The sequence below is a fragment of the Candidatus Thiodiazotropha sp. AKIB8 genome, from assembly GCF_058244675.1.
Map to the genome: position 1 here is coordinate 120,032 of NZ_JBSYOO010000039.1, position 26,929 is coordinate 146,960.

At 47.8% G+C, this 26,929-nt stretch carries 21 protein-coding genes and 1 tRNA gene; 9 read left to right on the forward strand and 13 right to left on the reverse strand.

Going from position 1 to position 26,929, the window contains the following annotated elements; translation table 11 throughout:
• Window positions 1-126: 126 nt before the first annotated feature.
• From AC4IFB_RS12485 to AC4IFB_RS12495, 3 genes are all read left to right on the forward strand, one after another.
• Window positions 127-780 carry an LON peptidase substrate-binding domain-containing protein gene (locus AC4IFB_RS12485; protein ID WP_490780333.1) on the forward strand — a complete coding sequence of 218 codons (654 nt, stop codon included), beginning with the start codon at window positions 127-129 and terminating at the stop codon, window positions 778-780.
• Between the two features lie 39 nt (window positions 781-819).
• On the forward strand, window positions 820-1,830 hold the full coding sequence (locus tag AC4IFB_RS12490) for a hydrolase (RefSeq protein WP_490780334.1): 1,011 nt from the start codon (window positions 820-822) through the stop codon (window positions 1,828-1,830).
• Window positions 1,831-2,026: 196 nt separating this feature from the next.
• Window positions 2,027-2,731: a hypothetical protein gene (locus AC4IFB_RS12495; protein WP_490780335.1), complete on the forward strand. Its 705-nt coding sequence runs from the start codon at window positions 2,027-2,029 to the stop codon at window positions 2,729-2,731.
• Window positions 2,732-2,752: 21 nt separating this feature from the next.
• On the opposite strand, the gene AC4IFB_RS12500 is transcribed toward AC4IFB_RS12495, so the two are convergent.
• From AC4IFB_RS12500 to AC4IFB_RS12510, 3 genes are read right to left on the reverse strand one after another with little or no spacing between them, the layout of a single operon-like run.
• Window positions 2,753-4,225 (reverse strand): ATP-binding protein, encoded by a 1,473-nt coding sequence (locus AC4IFB_RS12500; protein WP_490780336.1) that lies wholly within the window; start codon window positions 4,223-4,225, stop codon window positions 2,753-2,755.
• Window positions 4,226-4,248: 23 nt separating this feature from the next.
• The gene (locus AC4IFB_RS12505) at window positions 4,249-4,911 is read right to left on the reverse strand and encodes a response regulator (RefSeq protein ID WP_490780337.1); all 663 of its coding nucleotides are present in this window, start codon (window positions 4,909-4,911) and stop codon (window positions 4,249-4,251) included.
• 24 nt (window positions 4,912-4,935) lie between these two features.
• Window positions 4,936-5,100 carry a hypothetical protein gene (locus tag AC4IFB_RS12510; protein WP_490780338.1) on the reverse strand — a complete coding sequence of 55 codons (165 nt, stop codon included), beginning with the start codon at window positions 5,098-5,100 and terminating at the stop codon, window positions 4,936-4,938.
• A 522-nt stretch (window positions 5,101-5,622) separates the two neighbouring features.
• On the opposite strand from AC4IFB_RS12510, the gene rbp reads away from it, so the two are divergent.
• Together rbp and AC4IFB_RS12520 are read left to right on the forward strand one after the other, a co-directional pair.
• Entirely contained in the window at window positions 5,623-5,904 is a 282-nt protein-coding gene (gene rbp / locus AC4IFB_RS12515; protein WP_490776242.1) for an RNA-binding regulator, read from the forward strand.
• A gap of 263 nt (window positions 5,905-6,167) precedes the next feature.
• Window positions 6,168-6,989, forward strand: coding sequence for a hypothetical protein (locus tag AC4IFB_RS12520; RefSeq protein WP_490780339.1), 822 nt, complete (start codon window positions 6,168-6,170; stop codon window positions 6,987-6,989).
• A 111-nt stretch (window positions 6,990-7,100) separates the two neighbouring features.
• Here the strand turns inward: AC4IFB_RS12520 and htpX are convergent, their stop codons facing one another.
• The gene (gene htpX / locus AC4IFB_RS12525) at window positions 7,101-7,973 is read right to left on the reverse strand and encodes a protease HtpX (protein WP_490776244.1); all 873 of its coding nucleotides are present in this window, start codon (window positions 7,971-7,973) and stop codon (window positions 7,101-7,103) included.
• Window positions 7,974-8,639: 666 nt separating this feature from the next.
• On the opposite strand from htpX, the gene AC4IFB_RS12530 reads away from it, so the two are divergent.
• Window positions 8,640-9,536 (forward strand): phosphate/phosphite/phosphonate ABC transporter substrate-binding protein, encoded by an 897-nt coding sequence (locus AC4IFB_RS12530; protein ID WP_490776245.1) that lies wholly within the window; start codon window positions 8,640-8,642, stop codon window positions 9,534-9,536.
• A 77-nt stretch (window positions 9,537-9,613) separates the two neighbouring features.
• Window positions 9,614-11,557, forward strand: coding sequence for a methyl-accepting chemotaxis protein (locus AC4IFB_RS12535; RefSeq protein WP_490780340.1), 1,944 nt, complete (start codon window positions 9,614-9,616; stop codon window positions 11,555-11,557).
• 543 nt (window positions 11,558-12,100) lie between these two features.
• Here the strand turns inward: AC4IFB_RS12535 and AC4IFB_RS12540 are convergent.
• From AC4IFB_RS12540 to AC4IFB_RS12555, 4 genes are all read right to left on the reverse strand, one after another.
• On the reverse strand, window positions 12,101-12,637 hold the full coding sequence (locus AC4IFB_RS12540; protein ID WP_490780341.1) for an REP-associated tyrosine transposase: 537 nt from the start codon (window positions 12,635-12,637) through the stop codon (window positions 12,101-12,103).
• 593 nt (window positions 12,638-13,230) lie between these two features.
• Window positions 13,231-13,848 (reverse strand): DUF6933 domain-containing protein, encoded by a 618-nt coding sequence (locus AC4IFB_RS12545; protein WP_490780342.1) that lies wholly within the window; start codon window positions 13,846-13,848, stop codon window positions 13,231-13,233.
• Between the two features lie 162 nt (window positions 13,849-14,010).
• A complete protein-coding gene (locus tag AC4IFB_RS12550) occupies window positions 14,011-15,180 on the reverse strand; it encodes a Fic family protein (protein WP_490780343.1) in 1,170 nt (389 codons plus the stop codon).
• A 622-nt stretch (window positions 15,181-15,802) separates the two neighbouring features.
• Window positions 15,803-15,893: transfer RNA gene (locus AC4IFB_RS12555), tRNA-Ser, on the reverse strand.
• A gap of 170 nt (window positions 15,894-16,063) precedes the next feature.
• On the opposite strand from AC4IFB_RS12555, the gene AC4IFB_RS12560 reads away from it, so the two are divergent.
• Complete coding sequence (locus AC4IFB_RS12560) at window positions 16,064-16,735, forward strand: Bax inhibitor-1/YccA family protein (protein WP_490776678.1); 672 nt, start codon at window positions 16,064-16,066, stop codon at window positions 16,733-16,735.
• A gap of 65 nt (window positions 16,736-16,800) precedes the next feature.
• Window positions 16,801-16,980, forward strand: a complete 180-nt coding sequence (locus AC4IFB_RS12565; RefSeq protein ID WP_490776679.1) for a hypothetical protein — start codon at window positions 16,801-16,803, stop codon at window positions 16,978-16,980.
• Window positions 16,981-17,128: 148 nt separating this feature from the next.
• Here the strand turns inward: AC4IFB_RS12565 and serS are convergent, their stop codons facing one another.
• The 5 genes from serS to AC4IFB_RS12590 form a co-directional block, all read right to left on the reverse strand.
• Window positions 17,129-18,400 (reverse strand): serine--tRNA ligase, encoded by a 1,272-nt coding sequence (gene serS / locus AC4IFB_RS12570; protein WP_490776680.1) that lies wholly within the window; start codon window positions 18,398-18,400, stop codon window positions 17,129-17,131.
• A gap of 3 nt (window positions 18,401-18,403) precedes the next feature.
• Complete coding sequence (locus tag AC4IFB_RS12575) at window positions 18,404-18,715, reverse strand: DUF190 domain-containing protein (protein ID WP_490780344.1); 312 nt, start codon at window positions 18,713-18,715, stop codon at window positions 18,404-18,406.
• Window positions 18,712-19,086, reverse strand: a complete 375-nt coding sequence (gene crcB / locus AC4IFB_RS12580) for a fluoride efflux transporter CrcB (protein ID WP_490776682.1) — start codon at window positions 19,084-19,086, stop codon at window positions 18,712-18,714. Before crcB ends, AC4IFB_RS12575 begins: the two co-directional genes overlap by 4 nt.
• Before the next feature lie 203 nt (window positions 19,087-19,289).
• The gene (locus AC4IFB_RS12585; protein WP_490780345.1) at window positions 19,290-21,830 is read right to left on the reverse strand and encodes an SPOR domain-containing protein; all 2,541 of its coding nucleotides are present in this window, start codon (window positions 21,828-21,830) and stop codon (window positions 19,290-19,292) included.
• Between the two features lie 153 nt (window positions 21,831-21,983).
• Window positions 21,984-26,924 carry a hypothetical protein gene (locus AC4IFB_RS12590; protein WP_490780346.1) on the reverse strand — a complete coding sequence of 1,647 codons (4,941 nt, stop codon included), beginning with the start codon at window positions 26,922-26,924 and terminating at the stop codon, window positions 21,984-21,986.
• Window positions 26,925-26,929: the final 5 nt, after the last annotated feature.

Genomic DNA, 26,929 nt, shown 5'->3' on the forward strand with positions numbered 1-26,929 from the left:
ACGCTTAAGGATAAATATCAAAACAACAAACCACAAATTATACATTGGCATAGTCGATCCGACTCATCCCAGGAACAATTGCCTGACTACTAAACTCATACCTATGAGACACAAGTGGAAACTGAAATGACTAATCGATTTATAACTAATTATCAACATCTACCCGATACGATCCCAATTTTCCCCCTCTCCGGTGCGATCGTCATGCCCGGCGCTCAACTACCACTGAATATCTTCGAGCCACGCTATCTCAACATGATAGAGGATGCTATGGCCAGCCATCATTTGATAGGTATGGTACAACCTAAAAATGAGCAGGATAGCGGAGATCAAGCGGTTTTTAGCATCGGGGGTTGCGGCCGAATCACATACTACAACGAGACCAATGATGGCCGGATTGAGGTTGTCCTCACCGGCGTCTGTCGCTTTGAGATCATTGAGGAGCTCACAACGACACGAGGTTATAGACTGATATCCCCATCCTGGGAAAGGTTTAAATCAGACTACGACCAAATCACCAAACTCTACAATGATCAACGCAGACAGATTGAAGCCACATTGGATCGCTACCTGTTTGCCAACAACTTAAAGACAGACTCCGAGCAACTGAAACAGCTTCCAACGGATCTACTGGTGAATGTTCTGACAACATCACTGCCCCTGGGTCATGAAGACAAACAATCTATTCTTGAGGCCGTATCGATTAATGACCGACTGGAACTGTTGATTACGAAAATGGGATTGACCAGCTACCCTGAACATAACCAGCTTAGGCACTGATCTCAAAGAATCACCCGTAGATTAGAAAAATGTGGATTTATGGCATATCTGATAAATAGTTCATTCAAGCCCGCCTGGTGGCTAAACTCCCCACATCTACAGACCATCTGGCCTAGCTTATTCAGAACCAGGGTAGATTTGAATTTTCGTCAGGAACGCATCGAACTCAGTGATGGGGATTTTATTGACCTCTCGTGGCATGGTTCCAAGGGCCCTCTGGTGATGGTCATTCACGGCCTGGAGGGGTCATTGAGCTCCCACTACGTTACCCCACTGCTGAAAGCCTTGAAACAGGCAGGCTTCAGTACCCTGTTCATGCACCTGCGAGGATGCAGTGAAGAACCGAATCGGCTTGCTCGCAGTTACCATTCTGGCGCCACAGAGGATTTGAAGGAGATACTGGAGAAGCTGCAACTCAGGAACCAACAACCCAAAGCAGTGATCGGCTTTTCCCTGGGTGGAAATCTGCTCTTGAAATACCTGGCCGAGAGTGGAAATCAGAGTGGTATCCAGGCAGCTATTGCCATATCCGTCCCTTTTAATCTGGCACATGCCGCGCGACGCCTTGAAACGGGGCTTTCCAGGATCTATGGTCGATATTTACTGGGGAAATTGTTGAGAAGCTATCAGAGAAAATGCCGGATTAACAACATCAGTGATAGTGTCGATACATCTAAAATTCACACCATCTATGATTTCGACAACAAAATCACCTCTCAACTTAATGGCTTTAGAGATGCAGATGACTACTACCACCGATGCAGTTCAGGATTCCACCTGAAAAAGGTCGTCACCCCAACATTAATAATCCATGCTGAGGATGATCCCTTCACACTCTCTGAAGATTCACCCAAAGCAGATGAGTTAGGCCCTGGCATCACGCTGGAGCTTTCACCTCAGGGAGGACATGTTGGTTTTATTCAAGGCAACATACCGTGGCATCCTGAATATTGGCTGGATAGACGCATTATTCAATACCTCAAACAACAAAATATAGAAGCGAGAGAGGAAGCCAGTGAACACTCTGACTTGCAATTGTCATCGAACTAACACAATCTACACATCTCTGGTTCTTTGTTCGTCAAAAGTCAGTTGCGCTGTTTCATAGTGAGTCGACAATCTGCCTCGATTTATTGACAGCTGAGCATAAAGCAGTTCATCCCCATGAAAGGCCTGACTTCAAAGTAAGTGAGATGATTGCTCCAGATATTTCATGTTTTGAATAGGCTTTTTACGGTGTTTTGGCATGCCTGATCCAAGTGGTAAAGATTCTGATCAGATGGTAGTGGATATCGCCTGCCTGGATCACAGCCGATTCCGCGCGACACTGGTTTCAACCATAGGCAGTCACTGTGAAGTTTGGCGAAGCAGCAAGCGTCATGAACAGTTAGTAGATGGAGAAATAGAGAACAGCTATACCGAATTCGTTATAAAATGGCCATATACTGACTATTCAGAAAGAGAGACAAAATTACTGGCCCGCCACTACCGCCAACTCAAAGAGACCCTAGACGAAATCATCCCTGACGCCCTGTTTGTGGTCTCAAAAATCAATGGTCGCCCTAGTGTTTTAGTGCTCGCCAAGGCTATCAATATCTGGTTTAACATTGCCAATCAACAGAATGAAGAAGAAGCTATAAAATTACTCTGTGCCAATCCGAAAGCTCGTATTCAACTTTCCAGATTCGTCAAGGCGGCTCAAGCCTGGCGTAAATCTGATAATCCCAGAGTCATCGATCTGTTCGGAATAGATAATTTGATCATGGATACCAATCGCGAAATCCATTTCCTTGACAGTTTTTTTGTTTTCTTTTTTGAGGATACCTTTCATCTGATCGATGGCGGCGACGAAGACAAAGAATTGGAGGAGAAGGTAAATATCTCTGTGAAACGATTGAGTTATCTCGATCAATTGCTGGATCAGGTCAAGGCCACGTGCAATAAGCAATAGAGATCAACTGCTATCGGGCGTTTACTGATTTGAATTTTTCGGGAAAAGCACTGAAATTCTCAGACCACTCTCTTTCCTGTTGTGCATCTCTATAGTTGCGTTATGAAGCTCGATAATGCGTTTGACAATAGCCAACCCTAAACCGCTACCTTGTGTATTATTTATATCCTCTCCCCGCCTAAAGCGCTGGTATATACCTTCTTGCTGCTCTGCCGGTATACCTGGCCCTGTGTCTTCAACAATAATCTTCACTCCATTATCAAGCTGAGTCAGTTTAACACTAACCTCACCATTTTTAGGTGTATAGCGTATCGCGTTATCGATGAGATTCCTCAACAGGATCTGTATCGCTGGTGAGTAGCCAGACACCATGACAGATTCACTGGGTCCATCAAAAGAGATCTCAATATCTTTATCAACTGCTAAGGCCGCTATCGATGAAAGAATATTGATCGTTTCCTGGTGAATATCAACCTTCTGGATATGGGACTCATCTAATGACTGACTGTCCATCCTTGCCAGGGTCAAGAGTTGTTCGAGAAGGTGAGTAGCCCGGTCAACACCTCTAATAACCTGATCCAGAAATCCTGCATGGTTATGCCCTTCTGTTAGTGATTTTGCCTGAGCCAGTGTTTTCAACGCTGCTAGTGGTGTTCTAAGTTCATGGGCAGCATCAGCTGTAAACCGCCGCTCATTTTCCAGCGTAGAGTCCACCCGAAGAAAGAGACGATTCAACGACTCTACCATGGGAATAACCTCATCAGGCACATCTTCAGTGGAGATTGACTCTAGTGAATTAGGATCCCTGTTCTCAACTTTAGCAGCGATATCTTTCAGCGGCTTGAGACCTCCACCAACTACGATCCAAATGAATAGACCAATTGCAGGTAATGAAATGAGTATTGGCCAAAGACTGTTAAAAACTATCTCTGAAACAGTTTCCTGACGTACTTCCAATAACTCACCGACCAGCACATTGAATTGGGCACTTGGCTCAGTGAGGCCAAACATACGCCACGCTTTACCGTTAATGATGAAATTGTTGTACTCTTTTTCGAATTCATTGAAAGATGCTGGAAGATTGGAACGTAGATAGGTTTTTCCATTAGTGCCTTTTATCAAAAAAGCTATTTTTGATTCATATCTATGCCCTTTGATGCTATTCCTAGGGACTAGGGTTAAATAGTCCTTCTCACTTTCAGTGTTTAGATACTCCTGTAAAATTTGCATAAAAATTGGTGATTTTCTTATGGTCTCCTCACCCAGTTCGAAAACAATTTTCTGCAACTTCTCTTTTCTTTCAGAATCCTCTTCAACCTCGTGAATCATCAGAGTCGCTAGAATCCTCGCCTCCTGTGCCAAAGTTGCATCATAGATCTCTTCCACTTCACTAGAAGCGGCGCGATAGACAAAAAAAGCGGAAACTAACAACAAGATGATAATGGTCGAAATCAGGCCGACTAAAAGTCGCTTTCTAATTGAAGAGAAGTTCATTGAATAACTGATACCCTTTTTTTCTAATTCTGTTTCTGAATCATGTAACCTACGCCACGAATAGTCTTTATCAGATCTTTTCCCAGCTTTTTACGCAGGTGGTGAATATAGACTTCAATAGCGTTGCTCTCTACACCTTCGTCCCATCCATAGAGGGACTCTTCAAGCGCTTGCCGAGACATGATTCGTCCCTGATGGGTTAACAGCGACTCCAAAATTGCGAACTCACTTGCACCCAGCTGAATCTCCTCTCCGTTCTTGACTAAGCTACGCGATGCAGGATCCAGAGTAATATCAGCAAAAGTAATCACTGGAGCTGACCGCCCTTCCCTACGGCGGCAAATCGCACGTAGCCGGGCATCCACCTCCATTAGATCAAATGGCTTTACTACATAGTCATCAGCCCCCATATCCAACCCACTAATGCGATCATTGATCGTATCTCGAGCAGTTAGAACAAGTACTGGAAGATCATCTCCCTTGGCGCGCAATTTCTTCAGCACTGCCAAACCATCCTGCTTAGGCAGTCCCAAATCTAAAATCAAAGCATCTATGTTCTCACTGAATAGTGCCTGCTCCGCTGCAGAGCCATCGGCTACCCAATCCACCGTGTGTCCCAGTTGTCTTAACCCCAAACTGAGTCCTTCACCTAAATACTGATCATCTTCAGCTAACAAAATACGCATCAATCGATACCTGATTTATTACTTTCAACTAGCGTCTTGCCAGACCAAAGGCGACGCCTCACCAGGTCGACTCTTCACCAGATTTTCTATCTCTGTCAACAATATTTCCAAGGCGTCAGTGCGTTGATTCGGTTCAAGGTGGTATTTATTAACCTGGCACTCACTCAGATCGACCAGTCCCGGAGACATTTCATCTGCAATTGCCCCACCACTGATCAACAAATATATGAAAATGAACCGCATTCGAATCATTAGCTCTTTAAACCAACCGAATTGTGCGCCGCAGCAATTCAATATATTACCAATAGATTTGCTCTATACCTTACCACTTTCCAGCTTGATCCAATGCACGTATATGTTTAATAACACGCTGATTAAGAAGATTTTAATCAAAATACTGTCATATATTCTTAACAAAGCCACTGGAAACATCAGAAACACTTATAAATCTGAATCATTCAGGGTAAATATTCTACGGAAAGCATTGGCATATTATAATTTACATGGGTATCATTCTGTATTGGCTAAGAAACTGACCCATACCCGCTCCTCATTTGAGACATATCAGGTCGAGAATCGGCATCCTCCGTTTCCAAGCTAACGAGCGAGGCGTAGAGCCAAGGCTTTAGAGTTCATGGTCTGTCTGGCAGGTTTACACATGGGACCGTCAGACCCTGAACAAGATCAATTCTCTGTTAGGAATGTAAATCGATGACTAAATTGTATGTTGGCAATCTGGCCTGGTCTGCCACAGAAGATGATATTCGGGAACTGTTTACCGATATCGGTGAGGTGCAATCTGCAAACCTGATCCTGGATCGGGAAACCCGTCGTTCACGCGGTTTTGCTTTTGTAGAAATGGGTCAGGCTGATGCCGAGCGTGCCATTTCAGAACTGAATGGTAAAGATTTTCAAGGACGTAGTTTGAGAATCAACGAAGCGCAAGAGAAGCCAAAGCGTAGTTCTGGTGGCGGCGGTGGCGGTCGCTGGTAAGCACTAATATCCACGTTTAGTCGCTTTACAACGAAGTTTCAATAAAAAACGGCGAGCAGTTATGCTTGCCGTTTTTTATGTGCGGATTTAACTGCACTTTTATGGGTGTAGTCCTTATCGGGTTCAACTAATCCGGGTAGCAGTGTGTGTCCCTTCTATTTATCCTCTATTCAAGGCGTACTTTAACGTCAATGTAACAGATACCCCTTAGACTGAGGTCCATGGAAAATGAGACTCGAATAAGGTCAATAGGGTTCAAAGTCGTGGATCGGCGGCGAGATGAAATCGAGCCCCTGCTAGCTCGGTGTCAGCAAGAACTACGCCCCTTTGAGATTGGGCTCTATTTTAATGACCCCTCCAGTCACGACTTGATAGAGCAGTCATTACCCGACAAAAATATACCGCTAAACACACATCTCGATCATCGCAGATTGAACGTCTTTGCCCTCAATGAGTATGACACAACGCCTCATTTGAGACGTCAGATTGAACTCTCTCTCAAATGGGGCGCTGATTATGGGATAAACCACTTGTCGGCATTTCCACTTCCCCGTCGGGAACAGTATCAGCCTGACCTTCAGGAAAAACTATTCAAACAGCTGAGCCTGCTAAATAGCATCTGTCGTGAGTACCATTTTCCTATCTACCTTGAAAACACCTACCACGATCTCGATCTATACAAACAGACATTCAGGTTGATCGTTGAAAATCAGTTCGACTATCTGCACTTCTGCTTCGACTTCGGTCATGCAAAAATATGGTCGATAAAACCACTGGCTGACTGGCTCGCATTCCTGGAGGAGTTAAAAAAAGATAATAAGAAAATCCACTTCCACCTGCATACCAATCGTGGACTTTCAGATGAACATCTATCATTCATCGAGGCTGAGTGGTTAAACATCATTAAACCAGATAGCTATACCAGCCCTATGAACAGTTTTGAAGCCATTGAGCAAATAGATCAGCAATTTCCAGAGAGTAGAAAACTGATGGAAGTCCCCCCCCAGGAAGCAATAGAAAACTTACGGGCTGTTGCCGACGAGGTCGAGCAGATCAGGTATAAGAGACAGCGCTTTACAGCCTGATCCGATTGAGATGCAGTTTTAAACCCATTCACCAGGGCATTCACGGTAGATCACCTAAAATATATCCGGTATTTGGTTACTTGTTTATTAAATAAAAAATCCTCTGACCATTCAGAGTGATTCCAAAGCTTTGATTCGATCCTCCAAAGGGGGATGACTTGCGAACATCTTCTGCACCTTACCTGCACTGATCGCAAATGCTGCCATCTCTTCGGGTAGCTCCTCCGGTTGATGCGCCTGTTGCAATCTCCTCAGGGCAGCTATCATCTTTCCTCTACCTGCCAGATCAGCACCACCTTGATCAGCTCGGAACTCCCGCCAGCGGGAGAACCACATCACAATGGTCATCGCTAAGATGCCAAGAACAAACTCAGCAATCATCGATACGATGTAGAATGCAGGCCCATATCCTCGCTCAGTTTTAAACACCACTCTGTCTACAGTGTGCCCAATGATTCGAGAAAGAAAGACGACAAAGGTATTGATGACACCTTGAATCAGGGACATTGTCACCATATCACCGTTGGCAACATGACTGACTTCATGAGCCAATACCGCCTCGACCTCATCTCGGCTCATCTGTTGCATCAGGCCGGTGCTAACCGCTACCAGTGCGTTATTCTTGTTCCAACCCGTTGCAAATGCATTGGGAGAGGCATGATCGAAAACCCCCACTTCCGGCATGCCAATACCCGCCCTTTGCGCCTGAGAAGTAACAGTGGAAACCAACCATCTCTCTATTTCACTGGATGGCTGCTCAATCACTTGCACCTTCATACTCCGTTTTGCCATCCATTTGGATATAAAGAGGGAGATGAAAGATCCGGAAAAACCGATTACCGCAGAGTAGATCAGTAGCGCATTGATATCGAGATCAACGCCATTCTGCATCAGTAGCCCGTCGATCCCAAGTAGCCTGAATGTAATACTGATCAAGGCCAGAATGGCCAGATTGGTACCGAGAAAGAGTGCAATTCTCATCATATCTGTAGTTCCCTACTAAAGATTATTTTCTTTGAGGAATATGGGATCATTGACGGCAGATTTCAACTGATATCGCCCTTCTCTGAGTAGTATTGAAGATATTTAGAGACTCTTTTGTAAGAAGAGCGATGAAAACTCAGTCAAGAGCAATTCGAAAGAAACTATTCTCAGATCTGGCAACCTTTACATGCGAGGAGCCAACTTCTACTAACCCTTTGATTTACCTGGTAATAGTAAATTTCACTCTATTAAATCAACTACTGACTCATTCTTAGAAATCGAAATTCACCAGGCTGATATCAATCAGATGGTTTTGCTTCGAAAGTTAACGGGACAGCGTGACATCTTCACTAACCGTATTCATGGTTTATATGGAATGAAGTAGAGGTTGTTGCATTAGATCACCGAAGTCGATACCAACCTTAATCGACAAGGTAGATCAATCACTTACATATTACAGTTTTTCTTTATCATGCCGACACTAACTTTTGAACAGAGATGCATGGATCATTTTTAAAAAAACTGATGCTCTACACTCAATCTGCTAGTAACCAAGCAATAACCTAATACATATCTTGGTTATTCACGGATTTAGCATGCAGTATTGCTAGTAAAGTTGATCGTGGTATCACTGGAATAAAAATATGCCAAATGGGAGTTAAAATAATGAAACGCTTACTGACAATCACCTCAATTGCCCTACTTTCCAGTATTTTATTGATAACTAATACTGCTTTTGCTGATGAGTATAAAATCGGAGTATTAGCTAAAAGAGGTGTCGCAAAAGCCATGAAAAAATGGGGAGACACCGCAGAATATATGAACCAGAAAGTTGCTGGAGATAGCTTCACCATTGTACCTCTTGATTTTGATGAAGTATTTCCTGCCATTGAAAATAAGGAAGTTGATTTCTTTCTGGTGAACTCATCCATGTTTGTTACCGCCAAAGTTAAATATGGCGCCAAAGCCATTGCCACGATGGTTAACTCTCGCCAGGGCGAAGCACTTAAATCCTTTGGCGGTGTAATTCTCACCTATATCGATCGCGATGACATCAATAGTGTCGCTGATATCAAAGGTAAAAACTTCATGGCAGTGAAAGAGAGCTCCTTTGGTGGCTGGCAGATGGCTTATAAAGAGCTGCTCGATCAAGGCGTAGATCCTATGAAGGATTTTGCCAGCCTACAGTTTGGCGGAAAGCACGATAATGTGGTGTTTGCAGTGCAAAATGGGGAAGTGGATGCTGGCACTGTGCGTACCGATACTCTGGAGCGGATGACCTCAGCAGGTGACGTCGATCTATCTGAATTTAAGATTATCTCAGCAAAAACACACTCCGGTTTCCCTTTTGTTGTAAGTACCGCTCTCTACCCTGAATGGCCATTTGCAAAAGTATCAGATACGCCCGATGAGGTAGCCAGCAAGGTTGCAGACGCACTGACCGCCATCAAAAGCGATGCCAAAGCGGCGAAGAGTGCAAAAATCGTAGGTTGGACTGCACCTCTGGACTACACAGAGGTAGAAGATCTACAAAAATTGCTTAAGGTGGGTGCTTATCAATAGTTTTAACTATTGACCCCGAGGAAAAGATACCCCTGTTAACAATCTCTGTAGCAGGGGTGGGTAGAGAGTGAATTCAAATGAAGACAACAACCATTATGCAATACGCCAGCGGAAAACTATTCCAACTTATGATCGGAGCTATCACATTTGGTGTGCTGATATTGTCTGCTGTCTCTATTTATCTGACTGTTCATGGCTTTGATTCACTTAACAGGGAGGTAGGGAATAGTCTACAAGTTGGACAACAAGAGATAGACCAAACACTTGACCAAAATCTGAAACAAGTATCAACTTCAGTTGCAACAACCGGTAATCAGACCAGTAAATTATTAGCCGATTATCTAACCAATAGCATGCAAGGTGAGCTCAAGACTACCGAAACTGTCATGAACGAGTCTCTGATCGAGACAGCGGAGGCGCTCGCAGACATGCTTACTGCGGTGTCTGCAGAGGCGATCCTTGGCAAGAAATATTCTACTCTGGTTGACTACGTTAAAGTGGCCAATAAAAACCCCAAGGTCGTCTATGCACTGTTTCTTCGTGCAGATGGAAAACGCCCACTGACACGATATGTAAATAGGAAAAACCCAATAGTCAAAGCGCTTATTGGCAAGGGTGAAGGACGTACTCCAATGGACAAACTGTTATCCGCTTCCAGTGCAGATAGCAATATCAAAGAGATTACACGTCCAGTCAATTTCGAAGGCAAAAAGCTGGGAATTGTTCGACTTGGGGTGACCATGGAAGAGGTAAACCAGCGCATGGAAGAGATGCATAACAGGTTTGGCAAACTGATTGAAGACAGCGGAATCAAAGTAACGAAAGCAATGAACGGGGTAGCTGATTCGGTCACCAATCAGCTACAAACCAATTTTGCGTTAGTTAATGAACAGAGCGCTAAGTCTAACTTGGCAGCCAAAGAGACGATTGAGTCGAGTGCAGCGAGTTTAATCTGGACACAAATTGGCACCATGACAGTAATCGGCATCTTGATATTGACTGCCCTATGTATCTTCTTCGTTTATCGAATCATCCTTCCGATTAATAATTTGAAGGTGACCATGCAGGATATCGCTGCGGGTGAAGGCGACCTGACTCAACGTCTACCTGAAAAGGGTAATGATGAGATTAACCAGGTGGCCAGCGCATTCAATCAGTTCGTCAGTAAGATTCAACACACATTGATTCAGACCAGCAATTCAATGAACGATCTGAATAGCGCCACTACGACCCTAACGGGACTTGCTCAGCAGAATAGTGAAAGTGTCAACAAGCAGCGTGTTGAGACGCAACAGGTCGCCACGGCCATCACTGAGATGGCTGCAACAGTGAAGGAGATAGCGCATAGCGCAGACTCCGCCGCATCAGCAGCAAGGGAGGCGAACAATGAAGCAGCAGAAGGCAAGGAGGCGATGAACGACACAGTAAATGCCATTGATTCGATGGCTGCTGAAGTAACCAATGCAGCAGAGGTCATCAATCGACTGGAGACCGATAGCGAGTCGATTGGATCTGTGCTTGATGTAATTCGTGGAATCGCCGATCAAACGAACCTGTTAGCGTTGAATGCTGCGATCGAAGCGGCTCGTGCCGGTGAACAGGGACGGGGTTTTGCAGTGGTGGCTGATGAAGTCCGCACTCTGGCTAAACGCACCCAGGATTCAACCAGCGAAATTCACAGCATTATTGAAAACCTTCAGAGTGGTACTCGCAATGCAGCGCAAGTGATGGGTGGCGGTCTTACGGCTGCCAAACAGACCGTAGAGACAGCTGGGCGCGCTGGAGATGCATTGAACAATATCGTTCAATCAGTGACCACTATCATGGATATGAATACTCAGATTGCAACAGCATCTGAAGAGCACACCACAGTAACCGAAGAGATTGATCGTAGTGTTGTGCGCATATCTGAAGTATCTGAAGCCGCAGCTGAGGGCAGTAGTAAAACAGCAGGGAAGAGTGAGGAGTTATCTGACCTTGGTGTAAAGCTGAAAGCCCTGGTGACACAATTCAAGCTGTAGTACGACAATAGCGAAGAGGTAAAAGCATAGGAAAGATAACCGTAACACCACTACATATCATTGCAATAAACTGAGAGCAGGATACACAAAATCAGCCGTCTATCCTGCCTCAATCTATTCAATACCCTGAATTTCCGGCTAAACCCACCCTCTTCCACTGTCTGGTTGGCAGTGACTATAGCCGCCTCTGCGAAGAAGTCGAGGCAGGCTTCCCAGTCCCCGATCAGGCGCACATTATTGAGCAGTTCTTAGTAATACTGACGGTGTGTCCTGAAGTAGAGGCTGAGGTAGAGCATTAGTTCTTGCAGTACTTTCTGTTCGCACAGCAGTAATGTGATCAGCAGACACCCCGTCCTGCTTGGACTACCCATGTTTTATAGGTCATATCTTTTCTGATGTGGTGAGCTGTGTGAACCGCATCAATAACGAGTGTGGTGGTTCACAAACATCAATGATGCGATTCGCAAAGCTCACCACATCCTACGTAATATGCTCTTACAGCACGTTACAAGTTGGTATCAGCCTCCACATCAAAGGGGCACATCAAGCCCATTCTCCGACCTCTACCACCTCTTCCGCAGAACCTGCCCAATCCGCTGGATAAAGACCCCGCTCTACACAGCCATGAAAACTTGAATATGGCCAGTCCCTCACTTGCGTTACCCATCCATGCTTTACCGGATTCCAGTGAATGTAATCCATGTGCTTGTTAAAGTCCTGTTCGTCACGTATCAAGTGTTCCCAATAGCGGCGTTGCCAGACCCCGCGTTCACCTCGTTTAATGCGGCTTTCAGTTCGCCTCTCGTTAGCTGGTAGTAATCGAGAAAAACCCGCTTTGATTAAACCCCAACGCAACGCATAATTCGAGTCATCTGCTGGTAATGTCCAGATGCAATGCAGATGTTCCGGTAAAACAACGATGGCATCAATTTCGAATGGATGAGCCTGTTTTACCTTTCGAAACACATTACGTAGCAACGCCACATTATCCACCAACAGACGATTCTCCGGCCGCTCAGCAAGATTAACCGTAAAGAAATAGGTACCACCTTCAACCCACGGTCGTCGATAATCCGTCATCAACATTCCCTGTTTTCAAATTCCGCCTCACAAACGTAGGATGTGGTGAGGCACGAACCGCATCAACCACAGAGCACCGTGATTAACAAACATCATTCACACGCCCCACCATTCAACCAGCCCCATTCACCACGCCATAAATTTCGTAATTGCGAAGGATGTGGTGAGCTGTGCGAACCGCATCAACAACAGCGTAAGGTGGTTCACAAACATCAATGATGCGACAAAGCACACATCCCACCATTCTACCAGCCCTATCCACCACACCATAAAATTTGTAATTGCGTAGGATGTGGTGAGCTGTGCGAACCGCATCAACAACAGCGTAAGGTGGTTCACAAACATCAATGATGCGGTTCGTTCCTCACCACATCCTACGTAATATGCTCTTACAGCACGTTACGAGTTATCGAATTATCGCTCACATTTTTAAAATCAGGCCTGCCAGTGATCCGGGGTTTCAGGATGGCAGGATTGTATTGGAGACCAAAGTAAACTTGTAAGCATCTCTTACAAGTTGCCCCATGTGTCGAGATATCCGGAAATTCCGGACATCTGAATCCGTATCCATCTAGGCCTTTTGGTGTTCGGTTTCAATCATGTAGATCTCCCTGCTTTTTCAATAGCGCATGCATCGCCTCTATCGGCCAGATGCACTCCTTTACCCCCTTGGCCGTACAGGGCCTGTCAGCCAGCCAGGCGCTGATACGGTAACCTGTTATATCGGCGACTGACAGGCCGTCATAATCAATGTGAAAGCCGATATCCTGCCCCATCTGGTTAAGGCTGCCCTGCACAGAGCGGTTGCAGTCGTTGTCGCAGATCAGCGGTCCCAGCGCCGCATGGGCGCGTTGCATGAGGTCGTTGTCCGCCCCCGTTTTGAGCAGGGTGTTCATGAAGCCATCGGTAAACCAGTAATCCAGTTCAGCGAAATCCGCCTTTTTCAGCGCCGGGACGAATACCGGAAAGCGTGTGGTGTCGTGGACGAACAATACGCATTGCCGACGCTGCAGCAGAAGCAGGTTGGCATGCCAGCCGCTGAGCAGGGTTTCGGGGGCATCATTGACGGCGTAGGGGCTTGACTGTTTGCTTTTCAGTCGTCCGGTCACTCCCGGCATCCTGCCTTCCGTGACACTAACACTTCCCTGTGCGTCGTTTTCGTGTAAAGGCAGCTTGGCCAGCAGCTTCTTGGTACAGTGCAGGCGGATCATAGCGCCTCGGTTACCCAAAACTCATGCAGATCAACCTTCTCTAAGCGTCCTAAGTCTTTGGCTGTCATGTTGTTTTCTAGTGAGGTGGTTCACAAACATCAATGATGCGATTCGCAAAGCTCATAGCATCCTACATAAGATGCTCTTACCGCAAGTTATGAGTTACCTATCCGGCAACTCCGTGCCGCGATTCATGATATCGATATAACCAGCATAACTGAATAGCCGGTTGCGTTTTTGGGCTGTCAGTTCCTTTACGATACCGAGTTGCTGCAAATGATTGAGCGCCTTGTTGACTGTTGCAGGGGTGATACCGGTCTTCTCCACGAGCGATCCCGAAGTGGCGATAGGATACTGCATCAGTGTCCGATGAACTTGCAGAGTGGATGCTGCCGCTCTGCCGATAGCGCTTATCTTGTCACGATCCTGGTTAGACAGGTATAGAAGCTGCTGTGTCGTTTCCACTGCCTGGGTAGCAGTGACTATCACCGCCTCTGCAAAGAAGTCGAGCCAGGTTTCCCAATCCCCAGTCAGGCGTACATTGTTAAGCAGTTCGTAGTAAAACTGACGGTGTGACTTGAAGTAGAGGCTGAGGTAGAGCATCGGCTCTCGTAGTACTTTTTGTTCGCACAGCAGTAATGTGATCAACAGACGCCCCAGACGTCCGTTACCGTCCAGGAACGGGTGAATCGTTTCGAACTGCACATGGGCCAATGCCGCTTTTAGCAACACTGGGGTCGGCTCGGGGCGGTCGTGCAAAAAGAGCTCCAGCTTGTTCATGCAATCTAAAGCGTCTTCTGCCGGTGGTGGAACAAAGGCCGCATTGCCTGGACGGGTACCACCAATCCAGTTCTGACTACGCCGGAACTCGCCTGGGGTTTGATTACTTCCCCTGCCCTGAGATAACAGCACATCGTGGATATTCCGCAAGAGCCGTAGTGAGAGCGGCAATCCATCGTCCAACAAGCGTAGGCCCAGTTCAAGAGCGGCAACATAGTTGCTAACCTCCCTCACATCATCCAGCGGCACGCCAGGATTTTGATCCAACTCGAACAGAAGCAGATCTGACAGCGACGACTGAGTGCCCTCGATCATGGAAGAGAGTACCGCTTCCTTTCGAACGTACATGTAGAGAAACAGGGCAGTGTCCGGTAACAAGGTCGAGACGCTATCCAGCCGCCCAAGCGCCAGCAGCGCCTGATCAAATTTATTATGCAGCTCAGGTGTCCAATCGATTGGCGGGCGTGGCGGCAACGGTGCAGGAACGAAAGCCTTGGCCTTCAACCCCACCGTTGACATGGTGACGTATCGGCCTTGCAGCTTCCGCTTCATCGTGTTCGCCTCGAACCTATAATAAAATTGACTTTTATTTTACCTTAACCTGATATCCTAAAACAATCAGCCCCATTCACCACGCCATATAATTCGTAATTGCGTAGGATGCGGTGAGCTGTGCGAACCGCATCAATAACAGAGCGCGGTGGTTCATGAACATCAATGATGCGGTTCGCACAGCTCACCGCATCCTACGTACCTTTCGAACGAAGGGTTCGAATCAAATCCTGCTTCGCCGCCAAACAAAAAAGGGTGCTCGTGGTTACGCGAGGGGTTTGGTGCCAGCTGATGGGCAGGGATTGATTCGCTTCGCTCACCCCGTTGGGGCGCCTGCGCTGCGCTTCGGCGTCTGCGTCACTGCGTTCCTTTCGAACGAAGGGCTCGAATCATGTCCTGCTTCGCCACCAAACAAAAAAGGGTGCTCGTGGTTACGCGAGGGGGTTGGTGCCAGCTGATGGGCAGGGATTGATTCACCTGCTGCGCAGGCTCACCCCTTCGGGGCGCCTTCGCTGCGCTGCGGCGTCTGCGTCACTGCGTTCCTTTCGAACGAAGGGTTCGAATCAAATCCTGCTTCGCCGCCAAACAAAAAAGGGTGCTCGAATGAGCACCCTTTTTTGTTTGGCGGAGAGGCAGGGATTCGAACCCTGGGAGGGCTACAAACCCTCAATGGTTTTCAAGACCACCGCATTCGGCCGCTCTGCCACCTCTCCTGAAGGGGCGCTAGGATACATAACCATCCTTGAAAATGCTAGTGTTATCCCCATCTAATGATGTATTGACCTTTTATTCCTGCACGGTATGCTGTGCTGAACATTCCGAGACAATGAATGTCTCATAAATAAGATTGATTTCAGGGATCAAATCAGGAGATGAGAACAAAATGAATCGTCTAGATTTCACTGCAACACAATCGATGGAATCCACTCTATCGACTAATAAGCTGATAAAAAATACTTATATGCTGCTATCTGCCACACTCGTTTGGAGTGCGCTGATGGCTGTTGTTTCCATGGTTATCAACCCACCACACATGATCTCTCTTGGTACCTCTCTCGGTGCCTTGGTGATACTGTGGTTCGTTCTGCCACGTTACGCGAACTCCTCTGCTGGTCTGTTGGTTGTTTTCGGGGTAACCGGCCTTCTGGGTTTTGGTCTTGGCCCAATGCTCAACCACTATATCGCTCTGGCTAATGGCGGCCAGATCGTGGCCACTGCTTTTGGTGGAACAGGCATTATTTTCCTTGGCCTTTCTGGATATGCGCTTTCAACAAAGCGTGATTTCAGCTTTATGGGCGGCTTCATCTTTGCCGGCATGCTGGTTGTCATGTTGGCCTCCCTCGCGGGGCTGTTCCTTGATATGCCTGGATTGCACCTGGCTATTTCGGCAGCGGTCATACTGTTGATGTCCGGTTATATCCTGTTCGAAACCAGTCAGATGGTAAATGGTGCTCAGACCAACTACATTATGGCGACTGTCAGCCTGTACTTGGCCATTCTCAACATTTTCACCAGCCTGCTGCACCTGCTTGGTGCTCTGGGTGGCGACGACTAATTTACCTCTATCAATAAGCTGAAAACCCCGGCATTGCCGGGGTTTTTTATGAAGCGGGAATCATTATGGATTGGATGAAGATTTTTTCTGCCATCCTTATCATTGGATGGATTATTTTTATTTGGCCTAGAGCCAAACACTGGCTGAAAAACAGCCCAAAAGCAAAACAGGGGGACTGGATGGCAGCAGTTTTACCTTTGGCTGCTGTCGTAGGATTTGTTGCTCTGCTGATTATGATGGTCTAGTGTGGTGCGTGGTAGGTTCAGTAATCCTCAGCCAATCCACAAGCTGGGGCCTGATTGCTCAGGAGTGTATCAAGCCTCGGCTTTTATAACAGATTAGGCTGAGGGAGCGTTCCCAGCTGAATCAATTGCTCCGCTCCCTCGCCTCTTCCTATAGTTTCTCAATTCCACCCATATAAGGCTTCAGTGCCTCCGGCACCTGAATCGATCCGTCAGCCTGTTGGTAGTTCTCCATCACGGCTACCAGGGTTCTGCCTACGGCCAAACCTGAGCCATTCAGGGTATGCACAAGTTCTGGCTTTCCAGTCTCAGGGTTCCGCCAACGGGCCTGTAGACGCCTGGCCTGGAAATCTACAAAGTTTGAACAGGAGGATATCTCCCGGTATTTGCTCTGTCCCGGCAGCCAGACCTCTATATCGTATGTTTTGGTGGAGGAGAAGCCAATGTCGCCGGTACAGAGGGTTACAACTCGATAGGGCAGCGCCAGCTTTTGCAGAATCGCTTCGGCATGTCCGGTTAGCTCTTCCAATGCCTGAAACGATTGACTGGCAGGCACTGCCTGTACCAGCTCAACCTTCTCAAATTGATGCTGACGTATCATGCCACGGGTGTCTTTTCCATAGGAGCCCGCTTCAGAGCGGAAACAGGGAGTATGGGCCACCCATTTGCGCGGCATATAGTCGGCGTCGATAATCTGATCCCTGATCAGATTTGTCACCGGCACTTCCGCTGTGGGTATCAGGTAGTACTCTGACTCGCCACAGAGTTTGAACAGGTCTTCCTCGAATTTTGGCAACTGGCCGGTGCCTCGGAGACTGTCGCTGTTGACCATATAGGGCACATAAGCCTCGGTGTAGCCATGTTCAGTCGTGTGTGTATCGAGCATCAACTGTATCAATGCCCGATGCATCCGCGCCAGTGGACCCGCCATGACTGCAAAGCGTGAGCCGGTTATACGGGCCGCAGCCTCAAAATCGAGTAATCCGCTGCCATCACCCAAATCCACATGATCCTTAGGCTCAAAATCGAACTGGCGAGGCTCACCCCAACGCCTCTCCTCACGATTATCCGCTTCGTCCCGACCATCGGGTACGGAATCATCTGGAATGTTGGGTATACCGAGCGTGATCTCGGAAAGCTCGGCTTGTACGGCATTCAACTCTTCCTGACTTGCCTTGAGCCGATCACCCAATTCTGCAACTTGCTCAAGCAGCGGTTGAATATCCTCACCTGCCGCCTTCGCCTTGCCGATTGATTTTGAACGGCTGTTGCGTTCGTTCTGCAGCTCTTGCGACTCTACCTGAAGGTGCTTGCGCCGCCCTTCTAGTTCGGATATCTGCTGTGTATTCAGCTCAAAACCACGGCGACGTAGTTTTTCAGCTACCTCATCCAGATTATTTCTTATCAGTCGCGGATCCAACATTACTCATTCACCCATATTAACTTGTGCGGGCCAGCTCACCACGTGACCTGGCTCTACCCATTGATTTAAATCCTGCAGCACCTTTGTAACCCGCTCCGGTAAATCGAAGAACTCTACCACCAAGGGTAAGTCCATGGAGATATCCAGCAGCGATGCTTCATGAGCCCGACCAGAACGACCAAAGCCGGCAATCCCACGAAAAGCGGTGACGCCTCTGACTTTCTCTTCATTGTGAAGAAAGTCGAGCAGTTTCCGCAGTTGGTGGTCACCCTCGGTGATATAGACTCTTACCATGGTCACTTCGAGCTGCTTCATAACTGTCTCCCTAAAACCAGTCCCATCCAGCAGGCCAACACACAGGCCACCACACTCAGCACTATATTCAAACCGGCCTTTAGCAGTTCTGCCTGTTCCAGCAGGTTTAAGGTTTCGATGGAGAATGTTGAAAAGGTGGTGAACGCCCCCAGAAAACCGATCAGCAGTCCTGCTCGCAGTTCAGCTGAAACCACCATTCGTTCGAGAAACACAACATACAAAAAACCCATCACCAGAGAGCCAAGGACGTTTACAGCCAGGGTTCCAAATGGAAAACCTCGTCCAAGCAGACTATATACGCCAGTGGATACCCAGAAACGGAAGAGTGCTCCGGCTGCTCCGCCGGATGCGATGGCGAGTAGTTGATACATTCTAGGGTCTCTGCAAAAGAGGGGATTATACCCACTGTTAGCAGAAATTTGGCTAGCACCAGGAAAATATTTGAGTGTGAATCCCGGGGATAGGGTCTGAAGAGTCTTAAATCGGACTGTCCGACTCACATTGAGGCTCTCTATTTTGATACCGATAGACTCAAAGGCCTAACAGAGGCCTTTGAGCGTAATAGCTTTTGCTGCTAAAAATCCCAACGATAGCCAGCGTAGAAGAAGTAGTCGGTAAAGTTTGTCACTTCCAGTCCATCATCCTCCTCGAACCAGTTCACCCCCCCCTCCAGTTCGAAGGTCAGATCTTTGCGGAAGCGGTAGTCCATGCGAATAAATGGGCTGACAGTAAGGCGTGTAGCCTCATTCTCTTTGTTCTCACGATAGGAGAAATTCAAACGTGGATTAACTCTCCAACTGTTGGTGACTGGATAGCGACTGCTTACGCCAATACGGTAGGTATCTGAAGAGGTCGAGTCTGAATATCTAAGTGTGAATACGCCGATATCCCCCTGCTTCAGCAGGTCATTTTTTATCACCTGGAAGGAGTAGAAGAGCTCAGTATCGGTTGCTTCAGTGGCAAACACGCCACCTGAGGCAGGCGTCTCTCCGGTCTTACTGACGGTAAAATCACCACTCAATTGCAGCGTATCCGAGAAAGGATGGGATGCGCCAAAGGAGACACTGGTGGATTTTGCAGTACGGTCTTTTGCCAGGTCATAGATCTCATCATCACTATAGAAGTCTTGTAACTCCTCGATCGATTCGATCGGTGTAAAGGTATTGGGATCAGACTGTCCACTCAATGCATTTGAAGTCATCAAGATAGGGCTGTTGCGATAATCAAGATTCAGATAGAGGCTGGTTTTGTTGGCCAGACGCCAGTTGCTCTGAACCATGAAGATTCCAAGCTCGTTATGAAAGATATCGTAATCGATCAAGCTGAAGAGTGATTTGTCTTGATCATAATATCTGACCTCTCCGCCGATAGCTCTGCGATCAACGAGACCATCTGCCCGTTGTTCAACAAGGAACAGGCTCATATCCCAGTTTTCGAAAATACTCGCGATATCGCCGCTGATTCCTGCAAACTGTTTGTGCTCATGCAGAAAAGTATCCCGCGAGCGCTCTACAGGAAGCCCGACAGTCGCCCTGAGGTTGATATCCGGAGTCAACTCATAGCCCAGCACAAGACCATCAAATCGATTCAGAATGCCGCTGGATCTTAGTCTCTGGCGGCCGAATTTGGCATGCGTTCGTGACTCCAGATGCTCCACATCGATGTAGGCATCACTGAGTGTTGTATCGTTTTCACCATCATCCAGCAGATCGTAGATATAGCTGCCAGTAACCTTCATGCGCATATCGTAGTCTTCACTACGACGACGGGCATTGAAATCTACAAAGCTCTCTATTTCAGATCTGGAGATGCTGTCCTCATCTTCCACAAAGGGGCTGTCTATCTTGTCTCGACGATAATTTTGAGAAAAACTCCCATAGACATCCCAAACCGCCTTATTCTCATCCTCTTCACTACCCGGCTCTCCCGGCCTGGGCTTTTTACGCAGTGACTTCTTGGGTCTCTGGGGAGCAGTCTCAAGACCCAATAGCCGCTGCATTACCCGCTCAGCATCCTCACCCTCAGGATACTTTTCCAGATAGAGGCGATACTCCCCTTTGGCATGGGCAATCTGTCCATTTCGTTCGCGGGATAATCCAAGCAGCTCCAGGGATTCCTGGGTATAGATATTATCCGGCTCTTCCAACAAGGCCTCTAAGAGACGCACGGCCTTGGCATACTCGCCAGCGGTGATGGTACGCCGGATCATCTCCATCATTTGGGTTAAGCGGGGATCGACATCAACCAACTCTGGCTCTTCCAGTACCTGGCCATCAAATGAGGGATCCAAACCTCTTTCAAAAAAGGCCTGGCGCCGCTCCACGATGTCCGCTGTATCGATCCAGGCATCAGGATAGAAGCCTTTTACCTTTGCCAACTGTTTCCTGGCCTCTTCCTTGGTACGAAAGAAACCCAATCTAAGGCGATATTGTGGTGTACCTTCCAGATCAAACTTAGTACTGTAGAGCAGCTGCTTTTTTCCGACAGGTACGGGTGGTATTTCCCCATAATCCACAGGGTCGGGCTGAACACCCAGGTTAATCACATAGATAACCAGTGGCAGCGATTTAATGCTAAACGGCGCCTTCATTTCCGGCACTTTGCTCTGAAGGGTTTTCAGCTTGGCCTGACCAAACCCTGAGGTTCGGCGTGACTTCCCAGGCAGAATAAACTCCATCGTATAGAAGTCTCTTCCTTGGCGGATTTTGACATCATGAACCGGAGTGGCAAATGAGACCAATAGCGCTGAAGTACCTAGCCGATTGCCTTGAAAGACTATCTTATCAAGAGGTACTGCTGCTGATGGACTCCAAGTCAGCTGATCTTCCTGAGTAAAATCCAGCTCCTGCTCATCAGGGGTTGTCGCACCAACCTCATCATCGATGGTCTGCCCCACTCTGACCTGAACACCCAGCTCACTGTTTGCCTCATTGATCAGATGTGAGACATATCGAACAGGCACATTGAAGTGTACAGAGATTACATTTGCTCCCTCTTCAACTGCGATCTCAATACGATCAAGTACACGCGCTGCTGCATAGAGCTGCCCTGTCACTAACACCAACAATAGTGACAACAGCCAACGCTGAAACTGCTTCTGTACTTTGAACTGCACTCTTTTTACCTGATAAATTCTATATGCGTTATCAATAATCACCAATGTCCTTGTTGAACGAAATTCCGTCCAACAAAGTCATGATGAAAGAGACCAAATACTACGAAATGACCCCGAACTATATTCTTACTATAGAAGGTAGTCGATAGTTCATTACCATTCGCGGGAACTCACTCTGTGACAACCACTACTGCCACAGTTACGGTCAGCACTTAGACCGTTGTGATCATCCTCACCAGTACGATAATCATTGGCATGACAACCTGCACAGGTTCGGGCATAGGTTGGGAACGGCCAGGGGACTGATTCACTGTTTGTAGTGTGACAATCATTACAAGAGAGATTCGCCCGATGATCGCCTGGATAATTACCAGAACTATGACGATAGCTGATTACAGGCACCCAACCATTTGTGGTATGGCATACATCACACTGCTGCGTGGTTGAGAAATGCCCGTTGGGTACACCTGTTGCAATGGTACCGTTGTGGCAGCTATTACAGGCACCACTCACACTGGAGTGGTCAAAGTTGACACTGGTCCAGTTAGAGGTGGAGGTATGACAGTTATCACACTGGGCCGTTGTCGACACATGACTGGCAGATTTACCGGTTGCAATCGTACCGTTGTGACAAGTCGAACAAGTGCCCGCCACATTGCTATGGCTGAAGGTTACGCTCAGCCAGTTGTTGGTTGAGGTGTGGCAGGTATTACACTCGGCTGTCGTCGGAATGTGATTACCCGGTTTACCCGTTGCCAATGTGCCGTTATGACAGCTTGAACAACCTGTAACTATGCTGCCGTGGTTGAAATCAACATTTGCCCAGTCCGTCGTTGAGTTATGGCAGGTATCACACTGCCCCGAAGTCTGGATATGGTTGGTATGTTTGCCAGTCGCGGTAACGCCATTGTGGCAAGTTGAACAAGTTCCAGCCACATTTCCATGTGTGAAGCGTACATTCAACCAGTTCGAAGTGGAGAGATGGCAATCATCACACTGGGCAGTTGTGGGAACATGCCCAACATCCTTTCCGGTTGCAGTAATTCCATCGTGGCAGTTAGAACAGTTACCTGCCGCATTGGTGTGATCAAAACGCACCGACAGCCAGTTGGTTTGAGAGGTATGACAGGCATCGCACTCAGAATTGGTCTGTATATGGTTACCCGGTTTTCCAGTGGCAGTGGTGCCGTTATGACAACTTGAACAGCTACCCGTAACTACAGAGTGGTCAAAATTCACTGCTGTCCAGGTAGTCTGGGAGGTATGGCAGACGTCGCAAGCAGCAGTAGTTGCAACATGACTGGCTGACTTACCTGTTGCTACCGAACCATTGTGACAACTCTGACAGCTACCTGTAACCGTGCTGTGATCAAAACGAACCGAAGTCCAGTTGTTGGTTGAGGTATGACAACTGTCACACTGGCCATTAGTTGCGATATGGGCAGCATGCTTGCCGGTGGCAATTGAGCCGTTATGACAACTTGAACAGGTGCCCGAGACGCCAGCATGGTCAAATGTTCCTGTTGCCCAGGTCACGGTAGTGTGGCAATTCTCACAAGGTTCATTGGTGGGAATATGGTTTGCAGGTTTGCCAATGGCATCCACATTATTGTGGCAACTTTCACAGCCAGAGACGATACCGGTGTGATCAAACCTGATATTTAGCCAGGTTGTATTCGATATATGACAGTTGTCGCAGGCCGCATTGGTCTGAACATGGTCAACCGGTTTACCAGTCGCCGTATTACCGTCATGACAGCTGGCACAGGTACCGGTAACCACTGCGTGATCAAAATTGATCGTCAACCAGTTGTTGGTTGAGGTGTGGCATGCCTCGCAAGATGCGGTGGTGGCCACATGGGCGGCATGTTTACCTGTCGCTCTGACCCCATCATGACAGGACTGACAACTACCTGTAACTCCATCGTGATTGAAATTGGTAATGTTCCAATTGTTGGTGGTATGGCAGGTATCACAGGTGGCATTGGTCAACACATGAGAGGGAGACTTGCCTGTTGCAATATCGCCGTTATGACAGAGATGGCAGGCGGTTGTAACTCCAGCATGGTTGAAAGTGGTCACTCTCCAGTTGTTGGGCGTGTGACAATCTTCGCAAGGCTGACTGGTTGTGATATGGGCAGCATGCTTGCCAGTCGCTGTGGTGCCGTCATGGCAGGATTCACAGTTATCGGTTATTCCCGCATGGTCAAAGTTCGATATCAGCCATCCGTTAACTGTATGGCAGGTATCACATTGGGCACTAGTCTGTAGATGTCCGGCATGTTTACCCGTGGCCCGCACACCATTGTGACAACTTGAACAGACCCCTGCTGTCGGTACAGCACTGTGATCAAAATTGACTCGTAACCAGGAGGTCGTTGACGAGTGGCAGATATCGCACTGCTCGTTGGTAGTAATGTGATTGTTATGCTTTCCGGTGGCCGTAGTGCCGTCATGACAGGTAGAGCAGACACCGGATGTTGTCACCCCACTATGATCAAAACTTGTATCCTGCCAATTGATGGTAGAGAGGTGGCAGTTATCACATTGCGCTGTCGTTTGGATATGTTGTGCATGCTTACCTGTAGCCGTGGTACCGTCATGGCAATTAGAGCAATTACCACTGGCAGCTATGTTGTCATGGTTGAAGTTGATCAACGTCCAGTCGATAGTCGAAGTATGACAGCTGTCGCACTGGGCAGTAGTGGGAATATGTGTGGCACTCATACCTGTTGCAACCACGCCGTCATGGCAACTTGAACAGGCGCCCGCCACACCAGCATGATCGAAACGGCCGGTACTCCAGGTAATCGTGTTATGGCAGTTCTCACAGGGTTCTGTTGTGGGAATGTGCGTATCGGGTTTACCGATTGCATCGACATTATTGTGGCAGCTCTCACAGCCACTGGTGATACCGGTATGATCAAAGCGCACTGCGGTCCAGGTTTCGTTGGAGATATGGCAATTGTCACAGGCGGCATCAGTCACAACATGATCCGCAGATTTACCGGTGGCAGTCACACCATCGTGACAGCTGGCGCAGGTACCGGTGACGATTGCATGGTTGAAGGTTATCTCTGTCCAGCTGGTGGTTGAGGTATGACACCCCTCGCAGGATGCGGTGGTTGCGACATGTGCATCATGTTTGCCTGTAGCCCTGTCCCCGTCATGACAGGACTGACAGCTACCGGTAACCCCTTGATGATCGAAACTGCTAAGTGACCAGCCATTGGTGTTATGGCAATTATCACAGGATGCCGTGGTAGGAATGTGGTTGTCGTGCTTACCTGTCGCCACATTGCCGTTATGGCAGGACTCACAGGTTCCGGAAACCCCTTCATGGGTGAACCCGGTCAGGCCCCAGTCTGTTGTGGAGTGGCAAGCCTCACAGGATGAGGTTGTAAGAATATGATTGCCATGTTTGCCTGTGGCTATCACACCGTTGTGGCAGGATTCACAATCCCCAGTAATGCCCTCATGGGAAAAATTATTAACATTCCAGGCGCCAACTGTATGGCAGGTATCACACTCAGCGTTGGTCTGCAGATGGTTGTTGTGTTTACCTGTTGCACGAACCCCATTGTGACAGGTTGAACAGACACCGGCCGTCTCGATAGATCCATGATCAAAACTGACATTGGACCAGGAATCGGTCGAGTCGTGACAGGTATCGCACTGCTCCGCGGTCTCTATATGAGTCGCGTGCATACCTGTGGCAGTCGTTCCGTTATGGCAGGTAGAGCATCTACCGGTAGCATCGACGTTGCTGTGATCAAAACTGGTATTCAACCAATTATCTGTAGAGACATGACATACATCGCACTGATCATTGGTCTGTATATGCTGAGCATGCTTGCCGGTTGCGCTGGTACCATCGTGACAGCTCGAACAGACGCCAGCACTTTGAAAGCTCTCATGACTGAAACTGATAACATGCCAGTTTGCAGTGGTGGCGTGGCACACATCACAGGATTCATTGGTTACGATATGAGTGTCATGCTTACCTGGCGCCTGCACCCCGTCGTGACAGGATGCGCAGGTTCCTGGGACAACCTCACTATGATCGAAACCGACAATTGACCAGTCTTCTGTTGATGTATGGCAGGTGTCACATTGTGCAGTTGTCTGTACGTGGTCAGCATCCTTACCGGGCTGTGTCACGCCATCGTGACAACTGGAACAGCGACCGAAGGCCTCTTCTCCATGTACGAAGTTAACCACCAGCCATGAGTTGGTGGAAGTATGGCAAATCTCACAGGGCTCACTGGTTGTCAGGTGACCAACGGGTTTGCCGATGGCACTGATACCGTTGTGACAACTCTCGCAATCGCCACGTATGCCGGCATGGGAGAAATTATTTACTTGCCAGCTGTTTGTCGAGTGGCAGAGATCACAAGCCTCATTGGTAAGTATATGGTTTGAAGATTTTCCAGTTGCACTAATCCCGTTATGGCAGGTTTCGCAGCTACCGCTATCGACATTGGAGTGGTCGAAAAAGACCAATAACCAGCTGTTGGTTATATGGCAGGTATCACAAGGTTCTTCAGTAGCAATGTGGATTGAGTGTTTACCTGTGGCAATGTTGCCGTTGTGGCAGCTTTCACAGGTGCCTGTCACAGCAGAGTGATCGACGCGGCCGACTCTCCCCCAGCTGAATGTGGTATGACAAAACTCACAGGTATTGGCCGAACTGATATGGTCACTGCCCTTACCTTGTGCGGCACTTCCGTTATGACAGGAGAAACAACCACTACTGATCGTGCCATGATCGAATCGCGCTACATGCCACCCAACTGTGGTATGGCAGTCATCACAACGGTCATCACTACGGATGTGATCGATGGGTTTACCTGCAGCTGCGGCGTCATTATGACAGCCATCACACATCACGGGCGTACCCTCAAACTGTGCATTGAGGTGACACTGGTCGCACTCCACAATGCGATGTTCCCCAGTCAGAGGGAAACCGGTGGAAAAATGGTCAAACTCGGTGGTCTCAGCCTGGAGAGCAGGGGCAAACGACAAGCTAAACAATAAGGCGATGAGCCAATAGGCCTGCTGTAACAGTATTCTATTTTTTAGCAACGTCGTCATATGAT